At 69.6% G+C, this 18,547-nt stretch carries 17 protein-coding genes and 1 pseudogene; 9 read left to right on the plus strand and 9 right to left on the minus strand.

Annotated elements, in window-relative coordinates; genetic code table 11:
- Positions 1-17 precede the first annotated feature (17 nt).
- Both LGI35_RS40850 and LGI35_RS40855 read left to right on the plus strand, forming a co-directional pair.
- Positions 18-1,058, plus strand: coding sequence for a taurine ABC transporter substrate-binding protein (locus LGI35_RS40850; protein WP_227299472.1), 1,041 nt, complete (start codon positions 18-20; stop codon positions 1,056-1,058).
- Positions 1,045-1,830 carry an ABC transporter ATP-binding protein gene (locus LGI35_RS40855; protein WP_227299473.1) on the plus strand — a complete coding sequence of 262 codons (786 nt, stop codon included), beginning with the start codon at positions 1,045-1,047 and terminating at the stop codon, positions 1,828-1,830. Before LGI35_RS40850 ends, LGI35_RS40855 begins: the two co-directional genes overlap by 14 nt.
- Before the next feature lie 24 nt (positions 1,831-1,854).
- Here the strand turns inward: LGI35_RS40855 and LGI35_RS40860 are convergent, their stop codons facing one another.
- From LGI35_RS40860 to LGI35_RS40870, 3 genes are all read right to left on the minus strand, one after another.
- The gene (locus LGI35_RS40860) at positions 1,855-2,610 is read right to left on the minus strand and encodes a dienelactone hydrolase family protein (protein WP_227299474.1); all 756 of its coding nucleotides are present in this window, start codon (positions 2,608-2,610) and stop codon (positions 1,855-1,857) included.
- A 13-nt stretch (positions 2,611-2,623) separates the two neighbouring features.
- Complete coding sequence (locus tag LGI35_RS40865; protein WP_227299475.1) at positions 2,624-3,643, minus strand: hypothetical protein; 1,020 nt, start codon at positions 3,641-3,643, stop codon at positions 2,624-2,626.
- 89 nt (positions 3,644-3,732) lie between these two features.
- Entirely contained in the window at positions 3,733-5,187 is a 1,455-nt protein-coding gene (locus LGI35_RS40870) for a chlorohydrolase family protein (RefSeq protein WP_264484706.1), read from the minus strand.
- Between the two features lie 359 nt (positions 5,188-5,546).
- Between LGI35_RS40870 and LGI35_RS40875 the strand changes: the two genes are divergently transcribed.
- From LGI35_RS40875 to LGI35_RS40900, 6 genes are all read left to right on the plus strand, one after another.
- Positions 5,547-6,554 carry an ABC transporter permease gene (locus tag LGI35_RS40875; RefSeq protein ID WP_376224829.1) on the plus strand — a complete coding sequence of 336 codons (1,008 nt, stop codon included), beginning with the start codon at positions 5,547-5,549 and terminating at the stop codon, positions 6,552-6,554.
- Positions 6,555-6,654: 100 nt separating this feature from the next.
- Complete coding sequence (locus tag LGI35_RS40880; RefSeq protein WP_227299478.1) at positions 6,655-8,373, plus strand: ABC transporter substrate-binding protein; 1,719 nt, start codon at positions 6,655-6,657, stop codon at positions 8,371-8,373.
- A gap of 68 nt (positions 8,374-8,441) precedes the next feature.
- Complete coding sequence (locus LGI35_RS40885) at positions 8,442-9,443, plus strand: ABC transporter permease (RefSeq protein ID WP_227299479.1); 1,002 nt, start codon at positions 8,442-8,444, stop codon at positions 9,441-9,443.
- Positions 9,443-10,456 (plus strand): ABC transporter ATP-binding protein, encoded by a 1,014-nt coding sequence (locus LGI35_RS40890; protein ID WP_227299480.1) that lies wholly within the window; start codon positions 9,443-9,445, stop codon positions 10,454-10,456. The genes LGI35_RS40885 and LGI35_RS40890 overlap by 1 nt, the downstream gene beginning before the upstream one ends.
- Positions 10,453-11,457 (plus strand): ABC transporter ATP-binding protein, encoded by a 1,005-nt coding sequence (locus tag LGI35_RS40895; protein ID WP_227299481.1) that lies wholly within the window; start codon positions 10,453-10,455, stop codon positions 11,455-11,457. The genes LGI35_RS40890 and LGI35_RS40895 overlap by 4 nt, the downstream gene beginning before the upstream one ends.
- 77 nt (positions 11,458-11,534) lie before the next feature.
- The gene (locus LGI35_RS40900; protein WP_227300728.1) at positions 11,535-12,746 is read left to right on the plus strand and encodes an amidohydrolase; all 1,212 of its coding nucleotides are present in this window, start codon (positions 11,535-11,537) and stop codon (positions 12,744-12,746) included.
- 260 nt (positions 12,747-13,006) lie between these two features.
- Here LGI35_RS40900 and LGI35_RS40905 read toward each other — a convergent pair whose 3' ends face one another.
- The 6 genes and pseudogenes from LGI35_RS40905 to LGI35_RS40930 all read right to left on the minus strand — a co-directional run bounded on the left by LGI35_RS40905 (position 13,007) and on the right by LGI35_RS40930 (position 17,653).
- Complete coding sequence (locus LGI35_RS40905; RefSeq protein WP_227299482.1) at positions 13,007-13,645, minus strand: GntR family transcriptional regulator; 639 nt, start codon at positions 13,643-13,645, stop codon at positions 13,007-13,009.
- Between the two features lie 63 nt (positions 13,646-13,708).
- Entirely contained in the window at positions 13,709-14,407 is a 699-nt protein-coding gene (locus LGI35_RS40910; RefSeq protein WP_227299483.1) for an alpha/beta fold hydrolase, read from the minus strand.
- 137 nt (positions 14,408-14,544) lie between these two features.
- Complete coding sequence (locus LGI35_RS40915; RefSeq protein WP_227299484.1) at positions 14,545-15,051, minus strand: hypothetical protein; 507 nt, start codon at positions 15,049-15,051, stop codon at positions 14,545-14,547.
- Between the two features lie 178 nt (positions 15,052-15,229).
- Positions 15,230-16,471 carry a hypothetical protein gene (locus LGI35_RS40920; RefSeq protein WP_227299485.1) on the minus strand — a complete coding sequence of 414 codons (1,242 nt, stop codon included), beginning with the start codon at positions 16,469-16,471 and terminating at the stop codon, positions 15,230-15,232.
- A gap of 114 nt (positions 16,472-16,585) precedes the next feature.
- Positions 16,586-17,157: pseudogene (locus LGI35_RS40925) on the minus strand (GNAT family N-acetyltransferase).
- 70 nt (positions 17,158-17,227) lie between these two features.
- Positions 17,228-17,653 carry a hypothetical protein gene (locus tag LGI35_RS40930; RefSeq protein ID WP_227299486.1) on the minus strand — a complete coding sequence of 142 codons (426 nt, stop codon included), beginning with the start codon at positions 17,651-17,653 and terminating at the stop codon, positions 17,228-17,230.
- Between the two features lie 141 nt (positions 17,654-17,794).
- Between LGI35_RS40930 and LGI35_RS40935 the strand changes: the two genes are divergently transcribed.
- Positions 17,795-18,532, plus strand: coding sequence for a class I SAM-dependent methyltransferase (locus LGI35_RS40935; protein ID WP_227299487.1), 738 nt, complete (start codon positions 17,795-17,797; stop codon positions 18,530-18,532).
- The last annotated feature ends 15 nt before the right edge of the window (positions 18,533-18,547 follow it).

Raw genomic sequence — 18,547 nt, forward strand, 5'->3', positions numbered from 1 at the left:
CCTGTGAAGGAACCCTGATGCCCGCCCGTACCCGCCGCACCCTCCCCCTCGCCTCCGCCATCGCCCTGGTCGCACTCACCGCCACCGCGTGCGGCGACGGCGCCGACGCCGCGTCCGGGGGTGGCAAGACCCAGGTGCGGATCGCCTACCAGGCGATACCCAACGCCGATCTCGTGGTCAAGAACCGGAAACTGCTGGAGAAGGCGCTCCCGGACGCCGAGGTGAAATGGGTGAAGTTCGACTCCGGCGCCGACGTCAACACGGCGGTGATCGCAGGGTCGGTGGACCTCGGCCTGGCCGGCTCCAGCCCCGTCACCAAGGGACTCTCGGCGCCGCTCGACATCCCGTACAAGGTGCTCTGGATCCATGACCTGATCGGCGAGAACGAGGCGCTCGTCGCCCGGAAGGGCATCACGTCCGTCAAGGCGCTCAAGGGCAGGAAGATCGCGACGCCCTTCGGGTCCACGTCCCACTACTCCCTCCTCGCGGCACTGGACTCGGCCGGACTCAAGGAGTCCGACGTGACGCTCGTCGACCTCCAGCCGCAGGACGCGCTCGCCGCCTGGCAGCGTGGTGACATCGACGCCGCGTATGTGTGGACGCCCACGCTCACCGAACTCGCGGCGAAGGGCGGCAAGGTCCTCGTCACCAGTCGTCAGATCGCCGAACAGGGCAAGCCGACAGCCGACTTGGGCGTGGTCACCGACGCGTTCGCCGTCAAGCATCCGGAGATCGTCGACGCCTGGCTCAGGGCGGAGGACCAGGCCGTCAAGCTGGCCAAGAGTGACCCCGCGAAGGCCTCCGCGGCCATCGGCGCCGAGCTGAACGTCAGCCCCGCGGACGCGCAGAAGCAGCTTGCCCAACTGGCGCTGCTCACCGCCGAGGAGCAGCAGGGCGCCGACTACCTGGGCAAGCCCGGCGCCCCCGGCGCGCTCGCCGGGGACCTGCGTGACGCGGCCGTCTTCCTCAAGGCGCAGAAGGCCGTGGACGCGGTGCCCGACCGGTCCGTCTTCGCGAAGTCCCTCGCAGTGAAGGAGTTGTCCCGTGTCGTCAAGTGAGGCCCCGCAGGAGGCGAGCGCCGGCGCCGACATCGAGCTGGCGGGCGTCAGCGTCCGCTACGGCACGGCGAAGGCTCCGGTGACGGCCGTCGCCGACGTTTCCCTGAGCGTGGACCGTGGTGAGTTCGTGGTCCTCGTCGGACCGTCCGGATGCGGCAAGACGACGCTGCTGCGCCTGGTGGCGGGCTTCGAGCGGCCCGCCACCGGGAGCGTGGACGTACGACGCAAGGTGGGCGTCGTCTTCCAGCAGCCGCGCCTGTTCCCATGGCGCACGGTGGGCGGCAACGTCGCGTTCGCGCTGGCGCGCAACGGAACCGCACGCGCCGAACGCTCCTCCCGTGTCGAGGAGTTGCTGTCCCTCGTCGGGCTGTCCGGCATGGCCGGGCGCCGCACCTGGGAGCTGTCCGGCGGGCAGCAGCAGCGGGTGGCCATCGCCCGCGCCCTGGCCACGGAACCGCAGGTCCTGCTCATGGACGAGCCGTTCGCCGCGCTGGACGCGCTCACCCGTGAACGCCTCCAGGAGGAGGTGAGGACCCTGGCCGCGGTCACGGGAACGACCGTCCTGTTCGTCACGCACTCCGCCGAGGAGGCCGTGCTGCTCGGCTCCCGCGTCCTGGTCATGGCGGCGGCCCCGGGCCGCGTGATCGACGAGGTGACGGTCCCGCTGCCGCGCGAGACGACCACGGACGTGGCCGCACTGCGCGGAGACCCCCGCTTCGCGGCGCTGCGCGCCGAACTCGCGGAGGTCACGCGCAGGACGGTCGCGGCCTGAAGGACCCGGCCGATCCACGCAGGATCAGAGGTTGCGGCCCAGCAGGTCGAGGAGCGCGACCCAGTGCCGTTCCGCGGCCTCGGCGTCGAAGCGGTTGGTGTCCGCCATGGTGAAGCCGTGGTGGGCGCCCGCGTAGACCTCGGAGTGGTGGCGGACGCCGGCCGCCGAGAGCGCCTTGTCGAGGCGTTCGATCTGCTCGGGCGGCATGGACGGGTCCTGGTCGGCGTGACCGAAGCAGAGCTCCGCGGTGATCCTGCCGGCGAGGAGATGAGGGCTCGTGGGGTCGTCGGTGGCCAGGCCCGCGCCGTGGAAGCCGGCCGCCGCCGCGACCCTCTCGGGATGGCTGCCCGCGGTGAGCAGGGCCAGGCGGGCGCCCAGGCAGTATCCGGTGACGCCGACGGGTCCGGCGGCCGCCGCGGGGCAGTCGGCCAGCCAGGAGAGGTAGGCGGCGGAGTCGCGTGCGACCGCGTCCGCGGTCAGGTCGTCCATGAGGGGGACGATCTGCTCGAACAGCGCCGGCCGCGCGGCGTCGGTGATGAAGTCGGGCAGCGCCACGACCGGCGCCGGGCCGTGACGGTAGAACACGTTGGGGACGAGCACGGTGTACCCGGCCGCGGCGAGCCGGTCGGCCATCGCCCGCAGCTGAGGGCGCAGCCCGAAGGCATCCATGTAGAGCAGGACGGCCGGGTGGGCGGCGGCGTCGTCGGGGTGGGCGAGATAGGCGTCGGCGGTGCCGTCGTCGGTGGGGATCTCGACAGTTGTGCTGCGTGTGGCGGTCATGACGTGCAGTCTCTCAGGGAGTCGCGTGGGGGATGTCGTCCAGGCCGTGTCGGTACCATTCGTTGCCCGACAGGACGTGCAAGTCCGGGCCGCGGCCGATCACTTGTGTGTGCTTCGGCAGGGGCCGACCGTTCGGCAACACGATCCGGTACACGTCCGTGACGCGGAGGTCTTCGCTGTCGAGGGTGCCCACGGAGAGCCGTTCGTGGTGTGGTCCGTAGCCGCCGAGCAGCGCGACGCGTGAGTCCTTGACGGCGAGCGCGCTGGCTCCGGCCACGCTGTCGCGCCAGGACATCACCACGCCGTCGTGGACGCGGACGATCGGGAAGTCCGTGTAGTGGCAGGCCCAAGCGGTGTCGCCGTCGATGCTGAGCGCGTAGCAGTCGCTGATCGCTCCCCATGGCTCGGACGTGTGCGACGGGAAGCGCCACTGTGTCCGAAGGTCGCAGGAGAACCGGATCAGGCCGTACTCGCCGATGGGCGCCGGTGCGCCCGGGTTGCCCCACCCGTGGTTGCCGTAGACACCTTCGTCGAAGTAGCCCACCCAGATGTCGCCGGTGCGTGTGGTGAAGACGTGCGCGATGCCGTCGCCGAGGGTGGCTTCCGCGACCACGTGGCCGTCGGCGTCGTAGACGACCGCGTTGCGGTCGGCGCCGTCCGGACGCCACCCGGCTCGGGCGCCCACCACCAGCACCCGCTCGCCGTGCAGTGGCTGGACGATGACGTGGGCGAGCTCCAGGCCGGGGAGTTCGACGGAGGCCGTGAGGTGCGGCGCGAGCACCGACACGTGGGCGTCGACGGCTTTTGTCGCGCGCGGTTCAGGGAACGTCGCGCCTCCGGCACCGGTCGTGGTGGCCGAGAGCCCGGGGAGATCACGGGGCTTCGACCACAACGCGATGACCTGCCCGTCCGGACCGACGGACGCCACGACCTGCTTCTCACCGGCTCCGCCCGCGATGACGGCGTGATGCCGCAGCTCCAGCGTGGGCAGCCGCGACCTGGCAGCCCGGCTCTTCTTGTTGTCTGCCTTCATCCCCACACCCCACCAGGGGGTGGAGCGCCGTGCCGGCGATTGTCGACGGGGGAGGGGCCAGGTGCCCTACCCCCGCGGATACAGGTGCCCTACCCTCGCGGAAACACCGGCGGGAAGAGTTCGTCCACCGGGCGACGGCGGTGGTCGCGCTCCGGATACGCCGCGCGCATCACGTCGAACAGCTCCTGTCCGGCGCGCCTCAGGGCGGGGAGGTCGACGCCGGGGATCGAGCCGTCGCGCATGACGACCTTGCCCGCGACCATTGTCAGGACCGCGTCGCGCGCGGTGCCGTTGAGTACGAGGGTGCGCAGCGGATCCTCGGTGACGCCCATGCGGAAGTCGTCGAGGGCGAATGCCGCGAGGTCGGCGGTGGCCCCCGCGGCCAGGCGGCCGAGGTCCGGCCGGTGCAGTGCGGTCGCGCCACCGGTCCAGAGCGCTTCGAAGTAGCCGGCGAGGTGGCCCTGGCCCAGGTCGCCGGCCTGGATCTTGGCGACCTGGGTGCCCACGTCGATTCCCCGGATCAGGTCCGGCGGGAAGGAGTCCGTGCCGAGACACAGGTTCACTCCCTGCGCCCGGTAGCCGCCGAACGTGTGCAGGTTGTGGGCGTACCGAGCGTTGGTCAGCGGGCAGTGCACGATCGACACACCCGCGTCGGCGAGCACCGCGACATCTCCGGTGTCGGCTCCGAGCACTTCCGGGTGTACGTCCAGTACCACTCCGTGCGGAACGATCAGCCGGTCCGACAACAGCCCTGATTCGGCGATGAGTTGAAGCGGTGTACGCCCGTAGGTGTGCTGGATGAAATCGCGCTCGGACATGCCCTGCAGGGCATGCAGGCGCACCAGCGCGCCGCGTTCGTGTGCGGCCTGGGCGACGTCGCGCAGGAGGTCCGGGGTGAGTGTCTCGATCCGGCAGGGGAGCAGGACGCCGGTCACCAGTGGGTCGGCGAGCTGCGAGGTGTGGTCCAGGAAGCGCAGCGCGTCGGCAAGGCCGCGCCGGCCCGCCTCCTCGTCGAACTGCACCGTGCGCTTGCCGTCCGCGCCGATCACGTTGACGCCGGACCGGAAGGACGGCCCGAGGAAGGCACGCAGACCCAGCTTCGTGGACACCTCGGCCATGGCCACGAAGTCCTCGTACGTCTCGGCCCAGTCGCTGTGCACCTCGGAGGCGATCGGCATGTAGCTGGTGACGCCGTGCAGGGCGAGCTGGGTCAGCGCGTACTCGCGCACCGTGCGTCGTTGCGCCGCGTCGAACACCGCGCGGGGCGCGGCGAAGTAGTCCGTCGACCAGGTGAAGCCCGAGGACAGGTCCGGGGACGCCCAGGAGTCCAGGATCAGGTGGTCGATGTCGGTGGGTGCGTCGAGGTCGATGAGGCCGGGAGTGATCACCGCGTCACCGAGGTCGATGTGTTCGTCGGCCTGGTGGCGGGCGAGTTCGGTGCGCACACCCACGTCGACGATCGTGTCGCCGTCGATCAGCACGGCTCCGTCGGCTATCTCCACGTGCGAGCTTCCGTCGTGGGCGATCACCCAGGAAGCGGTCACCAAGGTTCTCATCGACATCCCTCTCAGATTTGGTACACCAAGTAGGCGAATCAGCCCCGAAGCCCGGGGCGCGGGTGGCTGCGCCGCACCGTCGCACGGGTTACCGGCGCCGGTCTCGCGCCCTGCTCCGCCTGACCATAACCCGCCGATGAGTAGGGAAGTAAGGCTGATTTATGGTCTGCGCAACGGTGGTGCACCGGATGTCGGATCACCCTGGTGGAAACCGCGATTCTTGGTATACCGTTCCGGCCACCCACACCCCCGAGCACCGAAGGATCGACGTGCCGGATCCGCATGAGTCGACGAGTCGGACGCGCCGCGCCAGCGCGCCGGAGCCCTCCGAAGGGCAGGTGGCCACCCTGCCTTCACCGGAGTCCGAGGCCGCACCAACCGAGCGCGAGCCGACCGCCGAGATCGCCACCGCGCGATCGCTGCTCGGCACGGCATGGCTTCGCATCCGGCGCAGCCGGATCGCCGTGGCCGCGCTGATCGTCGTGGCCCTGATGGTGCTGTTCGCCGTCCTGGCTCCGGTGTTGGTGGCCGTCGAGGGCTCCGACCCGTTCACCTCCCGGACCGGCCCCGAATTCCTCGACAACTTCGGCACACCGGGCCTGCCGCTGTCGTACTACCGCTTCCCGTCCGGCGAGCACTGGCTCGGTCTCGAACCGGGGCTCGGGCGCGACATCTTCGCCCGCATGGCCTACGGCGCGAGGATCTCCCTCACCATCGCGCTGCTGTCGACGGTGGTGTCGGTGTTCCTCGGCACCGTGCTCGGTGCGGCCGCCGGATACTTCGGTGGCAAGGTCGACATGGTGATCAGCCGCGTGATGGACCTGTTCCTGGCCTTCCCGCACCTGCTGCTCGTCCTGTCGCTGACCCCGATCCTCCAGTCCCGGCTGCGGGGTACCTCCCTCGACTCGGGCAGCCTGGTGCCGATCGCCTCACTGGTGATCATCCTCGGCTTCTTCGGCTGGGCGTACCTGGCGAGAGTCGTGCGTGGCCAGGTGCTCTCGATCCGGCAGCAGGAGTTCGTCGAGGCCGCGCAGGCCTACGGTGCCTCCCACCGGAGCATCATCTTCCGGCAGATCATCCCGAACGTCATGGGGGTCGTGCTGGTCTACGCGACCATGATGATCCCCACCAACATCACCGCGGAGGCGGCCCTCTCGTTCCTCGGCGTCGGGGTCAAGGACCCCACGCCCTCCTGGGGCCAGATGCTCAACGCGGCTCAGTCGGGGAACTGGTACCTCTCCGACCCCTGGTTCCTGGCCGTCCCGGCCGGCGCACTGGTGATCACCGTGCTCGCCTTCAACCTGCTCGGCGACGCGGTCCGGGACGCCCTCGACCCCAAGTCGTCCCGAGGCTGATCCACCCGCCTCTGAGCCTTTGCCCCACCTCTCATCCTTTGCTCCACCCCGGATCGGCCCACGACGTGCGCCATCCCTTTCCCGTCCGCAAGGAGACGCAGTGAACAGAAGCACCAAGGCGGCGCTCGCCCTGACGGTGAGTGCCGGGCTGGCCCTCACCGCCTGTGGCGGCCCCAAGCCCACAGCCGGTGACAAGGCGGGCACCCATACGGACGCCTACGCGCCGGTGACCGTCGGGAAGGGCTACGCCACCAAGGGCGGGAACATCAACGTCCTGATGTCCTCGGACTTCCAGACCCTGGACCCCGGCAACAGCAACTACGTCCAGACCGCCAACGTCGGGCAGCTGTACTACCGCACCCTGACCATGGCCAAGGAGACCGCCGGCCGGCCGCCGACCATCGTGCCGGATCTGGCCACCGACCTGGGCAAGGCCTCAGCCGACGGTCTCACCTGGACCTACACCCTCAAGAAGGGGCTGAAGTTCGAGGACGGCACACCCATCACCAGCAAGGCCATCAAGTACGGCGTCGAGCGCACCTACGCCCGCGACGTCTACACCCAGGCACCGCAGGAGCTGAACTCGGCGCTGGCCGACGACGGCTACAAGGGCCCGTACGCCGGCGGCGACTTCAAGGCGATCGACACCCCGGACGACCACACCATCGTCTTCCACCTCAAGCAGCCGTTCGCCGAGTTCCCCGCGCTGGTGTCGCGGTCGAACACGGCGCCGGTGCCGAAGGACAAGGACACCAAGCTCGACTACACCAACCACCCGGTCTCCTCGGGCCCGTACAAGATCAAGTCGTACGACCGCGGACGCTCGATGAAGCTGGTGCGCAACGACCAGTGGGACCCGGCCACCGACCCCAACAGGCCCGCCCTGCCTGACACGTTCACCTTCACACTGTCCACCGCCCAGGCCACCATCAGCCAGCAGCTGCTCGCCGACTCGGACCCGACGGCGATCACGCTGGACAGCAACGGCGGACTGCAGGCGTCCGACGCGGCCAAGCTCAACGACCCCAAGGTCAAGAAGCGCACCGCGGCCGGTCTGCTGGGCTGCACGGACGTGCTCAACTTCAACACCGAGACCATCAAGGACCCCGACGTCCGCAAGGCGATGGCACTCTCCATCGACCGCGGCTCCATCCAGGTCCAGTACGGCGGCGCACGCTTCGGCAAGGTGGCCCAGTCGTACATCAACCCCGCCCAGCGCGGCTACGTCGCACAGCACACCGACCTGGACCCGGCGGGCAAGCCGAAGCTGGACGAGGCCAAGAAGCTCCTGAAGGGCAAGAAGGTCCCCAAGAAGCTGGTCTACGGCTACGCGGACACCAACGCCCGCTACAAGAACGTCGGCACCGTGCTCCAGCAGAACTTCAAGAAGCTCGGCATCGACCTGCAGCTGCGCCCGATCCCGGCCGCCAACTACTACACCGTGCTCGCCGGTGACCAGATGCCGGACATCGCCCGCAGCGGCTGGTGCGGCGGCGCGGACAGCGGTTCGGTGCGCACCACCGTCGACCCGAACGTGGGGCCGAGCCTGGACGGCAAGACCTACGGCTTCTCCAACATCCCGCGCTTCCACGACCCGAAGATCGCCCGCGCCATGTACAAGCTCCGTGGCACCAACGGGACCAGCGAGGAACTGGGCAAGAAGTGGGCCACCCTCTTCGACCGGACCATGCAGGCCTACCCGCTCGTCCCGCTGGTGCGCAGCTACACCAGCAGCGTGGTCGGCTCCAAGGTCCGAGGCGCCCAGATGGGTTACTTCTTCGGCGCCATAGACCTGTCGGTCGTCGGCGCCGAGCACTGACGCACGCCGCACAAGAGAGGTAATCGAACGGTGAGTTCATCCCGAGCCCGAGCCGGCAGGTCGCACCCATGACCAGTTTCCTGATGCGGCGCTTCGTCGCGATGATCGTGCTCTTGTTTGTCATCAGCTTCGTGACGTTCAGTCTGTTCCAGCTCGGCCCGGCGGACCCGGCCGCGGCGGCCTGCGGTCAGGAGTGCACACCGCAGCGCATCGCCGAGGCCCGGATCGCGCTCGGGATGGACAAGCCGTTCCTCACCCAGTACTTCACCTACATGTCGGGGCTGGTGAGCAGCCACACCGTCGGCGCGCCCGGCGCCGAGACCCTGTGCAACTGGCCGTGCCTGGGCAAGTCGTTCCAGACCAACGAGGACGTCACCACGATCATCGGCCGGGCCCTGCCGTACACACTGTCGGTGGCCAGCGGTGCGATCGTGCTGTGGACCATCGCGGGTGTCGGCCTCGGCCTGCTCGCGGCGCTCCGCAAGGGCCGGTTCGCCGACAAGCTGATCGTCGGCGGCGCCTCCGTCGGCGTATCGCTGCCCATTCCGGTGACGGGCCTGTTGCTGCTGCTCCTGTTCGTCAGCACGCTGGACCTGCTGCCGTTCACCACCAACGAGATAGCCTCGCCGTTCGGCGCGGCGGGACCCGGCGGCTGGCTCCTGAACTACCTGCTGCCATGGGTGGCGCTGGCCGTGCTGTTCAGCGCGCAGTACATCCGGGTCACCCGCAGCAACATGCTGGAGACCTTCGGCGAGGACTTCATGCGCACCGCCCGCGCGAAGGGACTGTCCCGGCGGAACATCGTGTTCAAGCACGGCGCGCGGGCCGGCATCACCCCGGTCGTCACCATGCTCGGCCTCGACATCGGCGGCCTGCTGGGCGGAGCCGTACTCACCGAGCAGATCTTCTCGGTGCCGGGCGTCGGATTCACCGCGGTGCACGCCGCACAGTCAGGTGACCTGCCGGTCACCATGGCCATCACCATGATGGCCGCGTTCTTCATCATTGTCGCCAACGTCCTGGTCGACATCGCCTACGCGGTGATCGACCCGCGAGTGAGGGTCGCCTGATGACCACGCCCGAAGCCGCGCCCATGCTGGCCATCCGCGATCTACGGGTGAGCTTCCCGACCGACGACGGCGTGGTGCACGCCGTCAACGGGATGGACCTGACCCTGGCGCGCGGGGAAACCGTCGGAATCGTCGGCGAATCCGGCTCCGGCAAGACCGTCACGTCCCAGGCGCTGATGGGCCTGCTCAAGGACACCACGGCCGAGGTCACCGGCCAGATCCTCCTCGACGGACAGGATCTCAACACGCTCACCGAGACGCAGATGCGCGCCTACCGCGGCAAGAAGATCGCGATGATCTTCCAGGACCCGCTGTCGGCCATGCACCCCTTCTACTCCGTCGGCGCCCAGATCGCCGAGGCCTACCGGGTGCACAACGACGTCTCCAAGAAGGCCGCGGCGCAGGTCGCCGTCGACATGCTCGGCCGCGTCGGGATCCCCGACCCAAAGCGCCGCTACTCGGCGTACCCGCACGAGTTCTCCGGCGGCATGCGCCAGCGCGCGATGATCGCCATGGCGCTCGTCTGCGAACCCGAGCTGCTGATCGCCGACGAACCCACCACCGCCCTCGACGTCACCGTGCAGGCCCAGATCCTCGACCTGCTCAACGAGCTGCAGGACGAGACCGGGACGTCCGTGATCCTGGTGACCCACGACCTCGGCGTGGTCGCCGAGGTGTGCCACCAGGTCGTGGTGATGTACGGCGGGGAGTGCGTGGAGCAGGCGACCGTGGCGAACCTCTTCAAGGACCCGCGGCACCCCTACACCCAGGGGCTGCTGGCCTCGATGCCGTCACTGGCGCAGCGGTCCGAACGGCTCAACCCCATTCCGGGCTTCCCGCCGTCGCTGTTGGCGCTGCCCGACGGCTGCCTCTTCGCCGACCGCTGCCCGAAGGCACACCTGGTGCCCGACGACGCCTGCGGTACGCGCCGCCCGACACTGACCGGCCTCGACGGGCACCCGTCGCGGTGCCACCTCGAGACGCTGCAACCGACCGGAGAGGTGGCCCGATGACGCCGCTGCTGGAGGTCACCGACCTGACCAAGCACTTCCCGACCCGCTCCCGTGGCTTCAGGCTCGGTGGCGGTGCGATCAAGGCCGTGGACGGCGTCAGCTTCTCCGTCGACGCCGGACAGACCCTCGGCCTGGTGGGGGAGTCCGGCTGCGGCAAGTCGACCACCGGCCGTCTGCTCATGCGCCTCCTCGAGCCGACCTCCGGGAGCGTCCGGCTCGACGGCCGCGAGATCGCCGAGCTGCGTTCGTCGGAACTGCAGGAGTACCGGCGCCGGGTGCAGATGGTGTTCCAGAACCCGTCGTCGTCGCTCAACCCCCGCCAGTCCGTGGGCAGCGCGATCGCCGCACCGCTCCTCGCCCAGCGGATCACCCCGGCCGGCGGCGTCAAGGCCAAGGTGCGGGACCTGATGGACCGGGTGGGGCTGCGCCCCGACCACTACAACCGCTTCCCGCACGAGTTCTCCGGCGGTCAGAAGCAGCGCGTGGGCATCGCCCGGGCGCTCGCCCTGGACCCGCAACTCATCATCTGCGACGAACCGGTGTCGGCACTGGACGTGTCGGTCCAGGCGCAGGTCATCAACCTCCTCGAGGACATCCAGCGGGACACCGGGGTGGCCTACCTCTTCATCGCCCACGACCTGTCCGTGGTCCAGCACTTCGCCGACCGCATCGCGGTGATGTACCTCGGTAAGATCATGGAATACGGCGACACCTCACGGGTTTTCGGCGCTCCGGAGCATCCCTACACGCGGGCGCTGCTGTCCGCAGTGCCGCAGCCCGACCCGGCGGCGGACCGGAGCGGGCGGATCAGGCTGAAGGGCGATCTGCCCAGCCCGGCCGACCCGCCGCGCGGCTGCGTGTTCCGGTCCCGGTGCCCCGTGCACAAGCAACTGGACCCGCAGCGGCGCCAGTTGTGCACGGAGAGCGTGCCGAGCGGCGACATCGCCTGCCACCACGCCGACGTCGCGGCCGAGACGCTGGCCACGACGGCATCCCGGTGACCGACCCGGTCCCTGTCCACATGAACAGAAGTACCGCGCAACAGAGCACCACAAGGCACAGCAGAAAGGTGACAGCAGTGTTGATCCGTGACGTCCGTCCCTGGGGCGGCGAGCGCAGCGACGTCGTCCTGTCCGGCGACCGCATCGCGGCGATCCGCCCGCACGACCCGGCCGCGCAGCCGTCCGGTGAAGTGGTGGAGGGCCGCGGCCGGCTGCTGCTCCCGTCGTTCAGCGACGTGCACGTGCACCTGGACTCGACCCGGATCGGCCTGCCGTTCCGGCCGCACACCGGCGGGCCGGGGGTGTGGACGATGACGATGAACGACCGGGAGAACTGGCGCTCCGCGGAGGTCCCCCTCGTGGAGCGGGTGGCCGGCACCCTGGAGCGGATGATCACGCGTGGCACCACCCGCGTGCGGTCGTACGCCCAGGTCGACGTGGACTGCAAGCTCGAGAAGTTCGAGGCGGTGGTGGCCGCGAAGGAGAAGTTCGCCGGTCAGGCCGAGGTCCAGATCATGACGTTCCCGCAGGCGGGCATCCTCCGGGAGAAGGGCACCGCCGAATACCTGGAGGCCTCTCTGAAGGCGGGCGCCGACGTGATGGGCGGCATCGATCCCTGCACCCTGGACCGGGATCCCAAGGGGCACCTGGACGTCGTGTTCGGGCTCGCCGAGAAGTACCAGGTCGAGGTGGACATCCACCTGCACGAGCCCGGCGAGCTGGGCGTGTTCTCCACCGATCTGATTCTGGAGCGCACGCGGGCACTGGGCATGCAGGGCAAGGTCACGATGTCCCACGCCTATGAACTGGGCTCGGTCTCCGAGTCGGTGAGCCGCCGCATCATCGACGAATTCGCGGAGCTCGACATCGCGATGGCCACCGTGGCTCCGTCGGCCCGCGGGCAGCTGTCGCTGGTGGACCTGACGGAGGCGGGCGTCCGCGTGGGCCTGGGCGAGGACGGCCAGCGCGACTACTGGAGCCCGTACGGCAACTGCGACATGCTCGACCGCACCTGGCAGCTGGCCTTCACCAACAACTTCCGCCGTGACGAGCTGATCGAGATGTCCCTGGCGGTCGCCACGATGGGCGGGGCGTCGATCATGAGTCACGACGTCGCCCGCCTCGCGGGTGTCGGCGACCGGCCCGGCCTCGCGGTCGGTGACCGTGCCGACCTGCTCCTCGTCGACGGCGAGACACCGTCGAGCGCGGTGATGGACCGCGGCACGGATCGCACCGTCCTGCACGACGGAGTGGTCGTCGCCGACCAACTGGCGCTGGTACGGAGCTGACCCGAACCCCTCGGGCCGGCGGTCGAGCCCCGCGCATCGCCCTCCCCATGTCCTGACGTCGGCCGGGGTCGCCAGGGGAGGGCTGGTGAGCGCCATCACCGTGCGACTGCCGCGCCGGACGTTCTCGCAGTGGCTGGACCGCGGCACACCACGGAGTGACGGCAGCCGGGCCGGAACTAGACCTGCACCTGGACCTGTACCCGGACCTGGAACTGGACCTGCACCTGGACCTGGAACTGGAACTGGACCTGAAGCCGCGGTCAGCGGCGCTTGTCGGCGATGGCGCGGCGGCTGTTCTCCAGGTGCTGGACAACGAGTTCCTCGACGCGTGCCACATCGCGGTCCGCGACAGCGGCGTAGAGGGCCTCGTGCTCCTGCGCCATCGCGAGGAGGTCGTCGTGCCGGCCCAGCAGCCACCGCATCCGGCTGCGCAGCGTACCTTCGAGTTCGCTCAGCAACTCGTTGGCCGCCATCGACGTCACCGTCTCGTGGAAGTCGGCTGCCGCGCGCCGGGCGCGCACCGCGTCGCCCGCCCGGGCGGCCGCGAGTTCCTCGTCGAGGTTCGAGCGGAGCCGCCCGAGGCCGACGCGGTCACCCCGCTGAGCGGCGAGCCGGAAGGTCATCACCTCAAGGGCCTCGCGGACCTCGTTCAGATCGGCGATGTCCGTAGGTGTGAACTCCCTGACGACCGCCCACGTCCGCGGCCGGGGAGTGACCAGTCCCTCGGCGACGAGCACACGCAGGGCATCGCGAACGGGTACGCGGCTCACCCCTATCTGCGCCGCCAGCTCGCGCTCGACGAGCTTGCTGCCGGGTTTGCGCACGCCATCGAGAATGTCGTCCCGGAGCTGCCGCGTAACCCGCTCCGACTCCGGCTCGAACTCCCCAGTACCTGCCATACCCCGAGTCTCGCACGGGAACGGAACCGTTCGGAGCGCGGTCGGGGTGAGGCGGCCGGCGCATCAAGGTGTGCGGGCGAGCTCGATGAGGTGCTGTGCCGTGGCTTCGGGATCGATGATCTGGTGGAGGTGTTCGCCCGGCAGGTGTGCCACACGTAGGCCGCGCTCACGCGCTTCGGCGGCGACATCCTCGTACTGCGGGGCGAAGAGCAGGTAGGAACACGGGTGGTCGTCCCACCCGTCCGGGACCGGGATGTGCTGCTCGTAGTAGGACAGCGGCAGCGTGGGCTGTTCCTCGACGACGGTCCGACGCATCACCGGATCGGAGAACATGGGTGCCACGTCGGCCTCGTCCCACCAGTCGGTCCATCGTGGCAGGGTGCCGTTCACGGCCATGGGGGCGAGGAACTCCAGCAACTCGGGTGGTGCGACGGGAGTTGGTCCGATACGGGCCGGCAGCGCGGCATCCACGAAGATCGAACCGGCCACCGGACGGTCGAGCCCCGCACGGATCACGGGGAGGAACAGGCCGGCGTTGCTGTGTGCCACCAACGTGACGGGCCCGCCGTCCGGAACGTGTCTGAGGTCGTCACGGACGGCGCTGACGACGCGGGGCCAGAAGGGCGGGGCACCGGCGCCGACGTGCAGGAGTGACGGCACCCGAACCTGATGACCTGCCGCCTTGAGGCGCTGGGCCACAGGGTGCCAGGTCGAGGGACCCACGGAGGGACTGTGCACGAGAACGAAGACCGGCTGCTGCATGCGACGATTCTGCCGCCTGTGAGACGCGGGACAGGAGGCCTTGGCCGACAGCAGAAGACCCCGCATCGGCGCCCCGCGAGTGGCAGACCAACGCGAGCGAACGCAGTACGGGGTCCGGCGAACGAAGTGACGTGTCGTCAGGCGTAAGTCCAGCGCCAGGCGTTGGAGCTGTACATGCACTTGATGCGCGTGCCGCCCCCATTGGTGGTGACGGCGCCGTGATCGCTGTTGCGGCAGAACTGGCCGGCCGAATAGCAGTTGCCCGCGTTGGAGACGATCGAGCAGGTGCCGGTGGCGTCCTGGCTGTCGCTTCCGCTGCCTGCGTCGCTGCCCGTATCGCTGCCGGTGGCGGCGGCAGCCCGGGCGGTCTTGGTGACGGTGACCGTGGGGCGCGGCTTCGCCTTGGCCTTGATGGTCTCCGTGACGGTCGGCGCGGGCTCCGGCGTCGCGGTCACGGTGGCGGTGACCGTCGGCGCGGGCTTGGCCTCGGCGGCGACGGGCTGCGGATCGCCGTTCCCGGCGCCCACTATGAGCGCGCCGGTGAGCAGCAGCCCGGACCCGCCGAGCCACACGCGCTTCCGTTTGCGCAGTGGACGGGTGTCAACCGGGCGCGGTGCGGGCGGCGTTGTGTACGCGTTGGTCATGTTGTCCCCCCTGAGGTGTTACAGGTGGGATGAGGCTATGACGCCTGCGGAGTATGTGAAGGAAGTATGAACAGTAGGTGACTGATTCGTGACTTCACTGCTGTGTGACCCCCGAAGTCAACTCCCTCACGCCGTGACGGTGACCTGCCCGAGTGGCTCGCGGCAGGCACTGCCCGGCTCACTGCCGCCGTCGCGCATGAGCGGCAATGGCGCCCAGCACCTCCGGCATGTCCTGTTCCGGTGCGCCTATCAGTACCTGCGAGCCGCGGCCCGGGCCGTCGAGGACCTCGCAGACGGCGACGAGGGGGTAGGTCGGTTCGGTCTGCTGCGCGCGGGGTGTGTACCAGCGCTTCAGCTCTGCCATGCGGGCGCGTGCCTCTTCGTCCCGGTAGGGATGGATCGCGTACCGGCGTACTGCATGCGGGTCGCTGCGGTACGGCGGCCGTACGGTGATCACGCGCAGCGGACCCGGCAGCGGCTTGAGCCCCACCTTCGCGGCCGGGTCGGGAGTCGTGCCGATGACGTCCGGTCCTACGTACAGCGGGCCCTTGATGCCGAGTTTCCACGGGCCGGTGCCGGAGACGCCGCCGTCCACCGGGTGCACTGCGACCGGCTGCACCGGCTCCACGTCGCATTTGCATGGCAGACGGGTCCGCGTCCACCGGCGCAGCCCGAGCAGAGCGGGTACCAGGAGGGCCACGGCCGTCACCGCGAAGCTCAGCACCACCGCTCGGGGCCGGGGTTCGACCCATGCCGTCAGCGCGCCGACGCCGCCCGCGGTGGCCAGGGCGAGTGCGGGTGCCAGCCACTGCCACGCCATCGTCAGCGGGTTGCGCCGACCACGCAGCAGCAGCCACACCGCCGCCCACAGCGGCCCGAGCCCTAGCCCCCACAGGACGGAGGCCAGGGCCGCGGGCAGGGTGAAGAGCTGTCCCGGGTAGTGGCTGGTCTGTACGGCCGACCTCTCGTCGTCGCCGCTGTCCTTACCGGTCTGGATCAGGCGTACCGAGCCGCGCCACCAGAACAGCGTCACCGGCTCTCCGGCCTGTGCCCGCCCGTACACCGAGTCCGCCTCGTCATGGGAGCGGGTGTCTTTGTAGGCGAGTTCCATCGTGCGGCGATGGTCGGCCCGGGTCAGCTCCAGTGTGTACTTGGTGTGGTAGCGACTGACGGTGTAGTCGGAGTCCCGCACGGTGACGCGTTCGCGCTGCATGCAGTACGGCTTGCGGTAGCGGTCTCCGCACACCTTCAACTGGCCGGTGCGATGACCGTTCTCGACGATGGCCACCTTCGAGAAGTCGACGTCGTCCCGTCGTCCCTGTTGCGCGGTCTGCCACAGAGGCCAGGACGCCCCGAGCAGCACGACTGCCAGCAGCAGGCCCACTCCCGCGCGGACGAAGTCCCCGATCCCGGATCTCATATGCCCCTCGCCGCCCGAACCTCTGCCCCGAGCCTCACCCTTCGGGGTGGGGTGCGAGGCATCCTACTCAGCGGGATCGCGGGGCCGGCGGGTGTCTCCCTCATCTCGTCCAGGTCACTCAAGGCTGAGCCGCATCAGGACCCTCGGTCGGCCGGCCAGGACCGAGGTGGTCCGGGCGGCGACGGTGAACCCCGCGCGCTCGAAGTTCTTGCGCAGCCCGCGTACGCCATCGTGAGGTCGACCTTCGCGTCGCCGTTGTCCAACGGGTACGCCTCGATCGCCGGTGCGCCCTGCGCGCGGGCGTACTCGACGGCGACGGCGATGAGGGCGTGCGAGATCCCCTTCTTGCGGTGGCCCGGACGGACGCGGATGCACCACAGCGACCACACGGGCAGGTCGTCTACAGGGGGGATCTTGCGGTTACGCGCGAAAGAGGTGTCCGCGCGGGGTGCGACGGCGGCCCAGCCGACGGGTGCGTCAGCGTCGTGGGCGAGAACTCCGAGCGGGGGACCCGTGCGGCACAGCTCGGCGACGTACTCGCCGCGGGCCGGTCCACGGAGCTCGTTGTCGAGCTTGGAAGGGATCCGGTAGCTCAGGCACCAGCAGACGGTTGACTCGGGCGACTTCGGGCCGACGGGAGTACGGAGATCCTCGAAGACCGAAGCCGGGCGAACCTCGATGGTCATGCGGTCAGGGAGCCACGGCGCACGTGCCGACTTCGCTCAACCTGTGGGGCGAAGCGAGGTGCCATGCGGCTCAACGGGCTGTCATCGCTGGGCGTTGCGGGAGCCGGGTGATGGTGGCCGTTGCTGCGAGGGCGAGTGTGACACCGACAGCGGCGGCGATGCTCCTGGCCCAGGCCGGAGCGAGGGAGTCGGACAGAAGGGCTTCGGCGAGCCGGCTCCCGCCGTACAGGAGGGCCACTGCCGCGAGTGCGGCCGGCCAACGGTGCCGCACGCCCGTGATGATGTCGTCGATGAGGTTCAGGACCACGATCACCGTCATGATGTCGGCACCGCTGAACTCCTCGTCCCCACCGGCTGCGGTGACCGCCGCCCCGACGGCGATCGACGCCAGCCAGATCCCTGTCAGGCGTGCGTACGACGTGGGTCGATGCCGCTCCGCACCGCGCGGAAACCAGAAGAACCGTGTGATGTGCTGGGCGACCGTGTATTTCCCCACGCCTGGCGTCCCCGTTCCCCCGTCGCCGGCTCCTGCCGGCGTTCTGTGGTTGGACGCACGAGGGCGCGCCGCGGTTGTGCCGAGCGGAACTGGCCGGAATTTGTGCGAGGCCCACTGATCGCGCCCGATACCTTCGAGCGCATGGCAGATGAGGAATTCGAGCATCCACGGCTCGCCGCGGTGTACGACGCGCTTGATCCTGACCGCAGCGATCTCGACGCGTACGTGGATATGGCGCAGGAGTTCGGAGCGCGTCGGGTGCTGGACATCGGCTGCGGGACGGGAGTGTTCGCGCTGCTCCTGGCCGATCGGGGGATCGAGGTCGTGGGGGTCGACCCCGCACGGGCGTCCGTCGATGTGGCCCGGGGCAAGCCCGGCAGTGAGCGGGTGCGCTGGATCTGCGGCGACGCGACAGCGCTCCCGCCCCTGCGGACGGATCTGGCGACCATGACCGCGAACGTCGCGCAGGCCATCGTCGACCCGACGGTCTGGCGGCGGACGCTGCAAGGGGCGTACGAGGCGCTGCGGCCCGGCGGGCGCCTTGTGTTCGAGACGCGGGACCCGGCCGGACGCGTCTGGGAGGAGTGGAACCGCGAGGAGTCGTACTCGAAGACGCGGATCCCGGGAGTCGGCGTGGTCGAGAGCTGGGCCGAGGTGACCGACGTGAGCGGGCCGTTGGTGACGTTTCGGTGGACGTACGTATTCGCCGAGGACGGTGAGGTGCTGACCTCCGACTCGACTCTGCGGTTTCGTGAACGGCCGCAGATCGAGGCGCAGTTGGTCTCCCGAGGCTTCGTGGTCGACGAGGTGCGTGATGCCGCTGACCGCCCCGGCCGGGAGTTCGTCTTCGTCGCGCGGCGTCCGGAGGGCCGGGGCTGACTGCTGCGCCGTACG

Origin of the sequence: Streptomyces longhuiensis (assembly GCF_020616555.1) — a bacterium.
In the GTDB taxonomy this organism is placed as follows: Bacteria; Actinomycetota; Actinomycetes; order Streptomycetales; family Streptomycetaceae; genus Streptomyces; species Streptomyces longhuiensis.

What these genes read in the sequence shown, in the direction of transcription:
- LGI35_RS40850 (WP_227299472.1), top strand. Translation starts at nt 18, where the DNA reads ATGCCCGCCCGTACCCGCCGCACCCTCCCCCTCGCCTCCGCCATCGCC.
- LGI35_RS40860 (WP_227299474.1), bottom strand. Translation starts at nt 2,610, where the DNA reads ATGACCGCCACACGCAGCACAACTGTCGAGATCCCCACCGACGACGGC.
- LGI35_RS40865 (WP_227299475.1), bottom strand. Translation starts at nt 3,643, where the DNA reads ATGAAGGCAGACAACAAGAAGAGCCGGGCTGCCAGGTCGCGGCTGCCC.
- LGI35_RS40885 (WP_227299479.1), top strand. Translation starts at nt 8,442, where the DNA reads ATGACCAGTTTCCTGATGCGGCGCTTCGTCGCGATGATCGTGCTCTTG.
- LGI35_RS40890 (WP_227299480.1), top strand. Translation starts at nt 9,443, where the DNA reads ATGACCACGCCCGAAGCCGCGCCCATGCTGGCCATCCGCGATCTACGG.
- LGI35_RS40895 (WP_227299481.1), top strand. Translation starts at nt 10,453, where the DNA reads ATGACGCCGCTGCTGGAGGTCACCGACCTGACCAAGCACTTCCCGACC.
- LGI35_RS40905 (WP_227299482.1), bottom strand. Translation starts at nt 13,645, where the DNA reads ATGGCAGGTACTGGGGAGTTCGAGCCGGAGTCGGAGCGGGTTACGCGG.
- LGI35_RS40910 (WP_227299483.1), bottom strand. Translation starts at nt 14,407, where the DNA reads ATGCAGCAGCCGGTCTTCGTTCTCGTGCACAGTCCCTCCGTGGGTCCC.
- LGI35_RS40915 (WP_227299484.1), bottom strand. Translation starts at nt 15,051, where the DNA reads ATGACCAACGCGTACACAACGCCGCCCGCACCGCGCCCGGTTGACACC.
- LGI35_RS40920 (WP_227299485.1), bottom strand. Translation starts at nt 16,471, where the DNA reads ATGAGATCCGGGATCGGGGACTTCGTCCGCGCGGGAGTGGGCCTGCTG.
- LGI35_RS40935 (WP_227299487.1), top strand. Translation starts at nt 17,795, where the DNA reads ATGGCAGATGAGGAATTCGAGCATCCACGGCTCGCCGCGGTGTACGAC.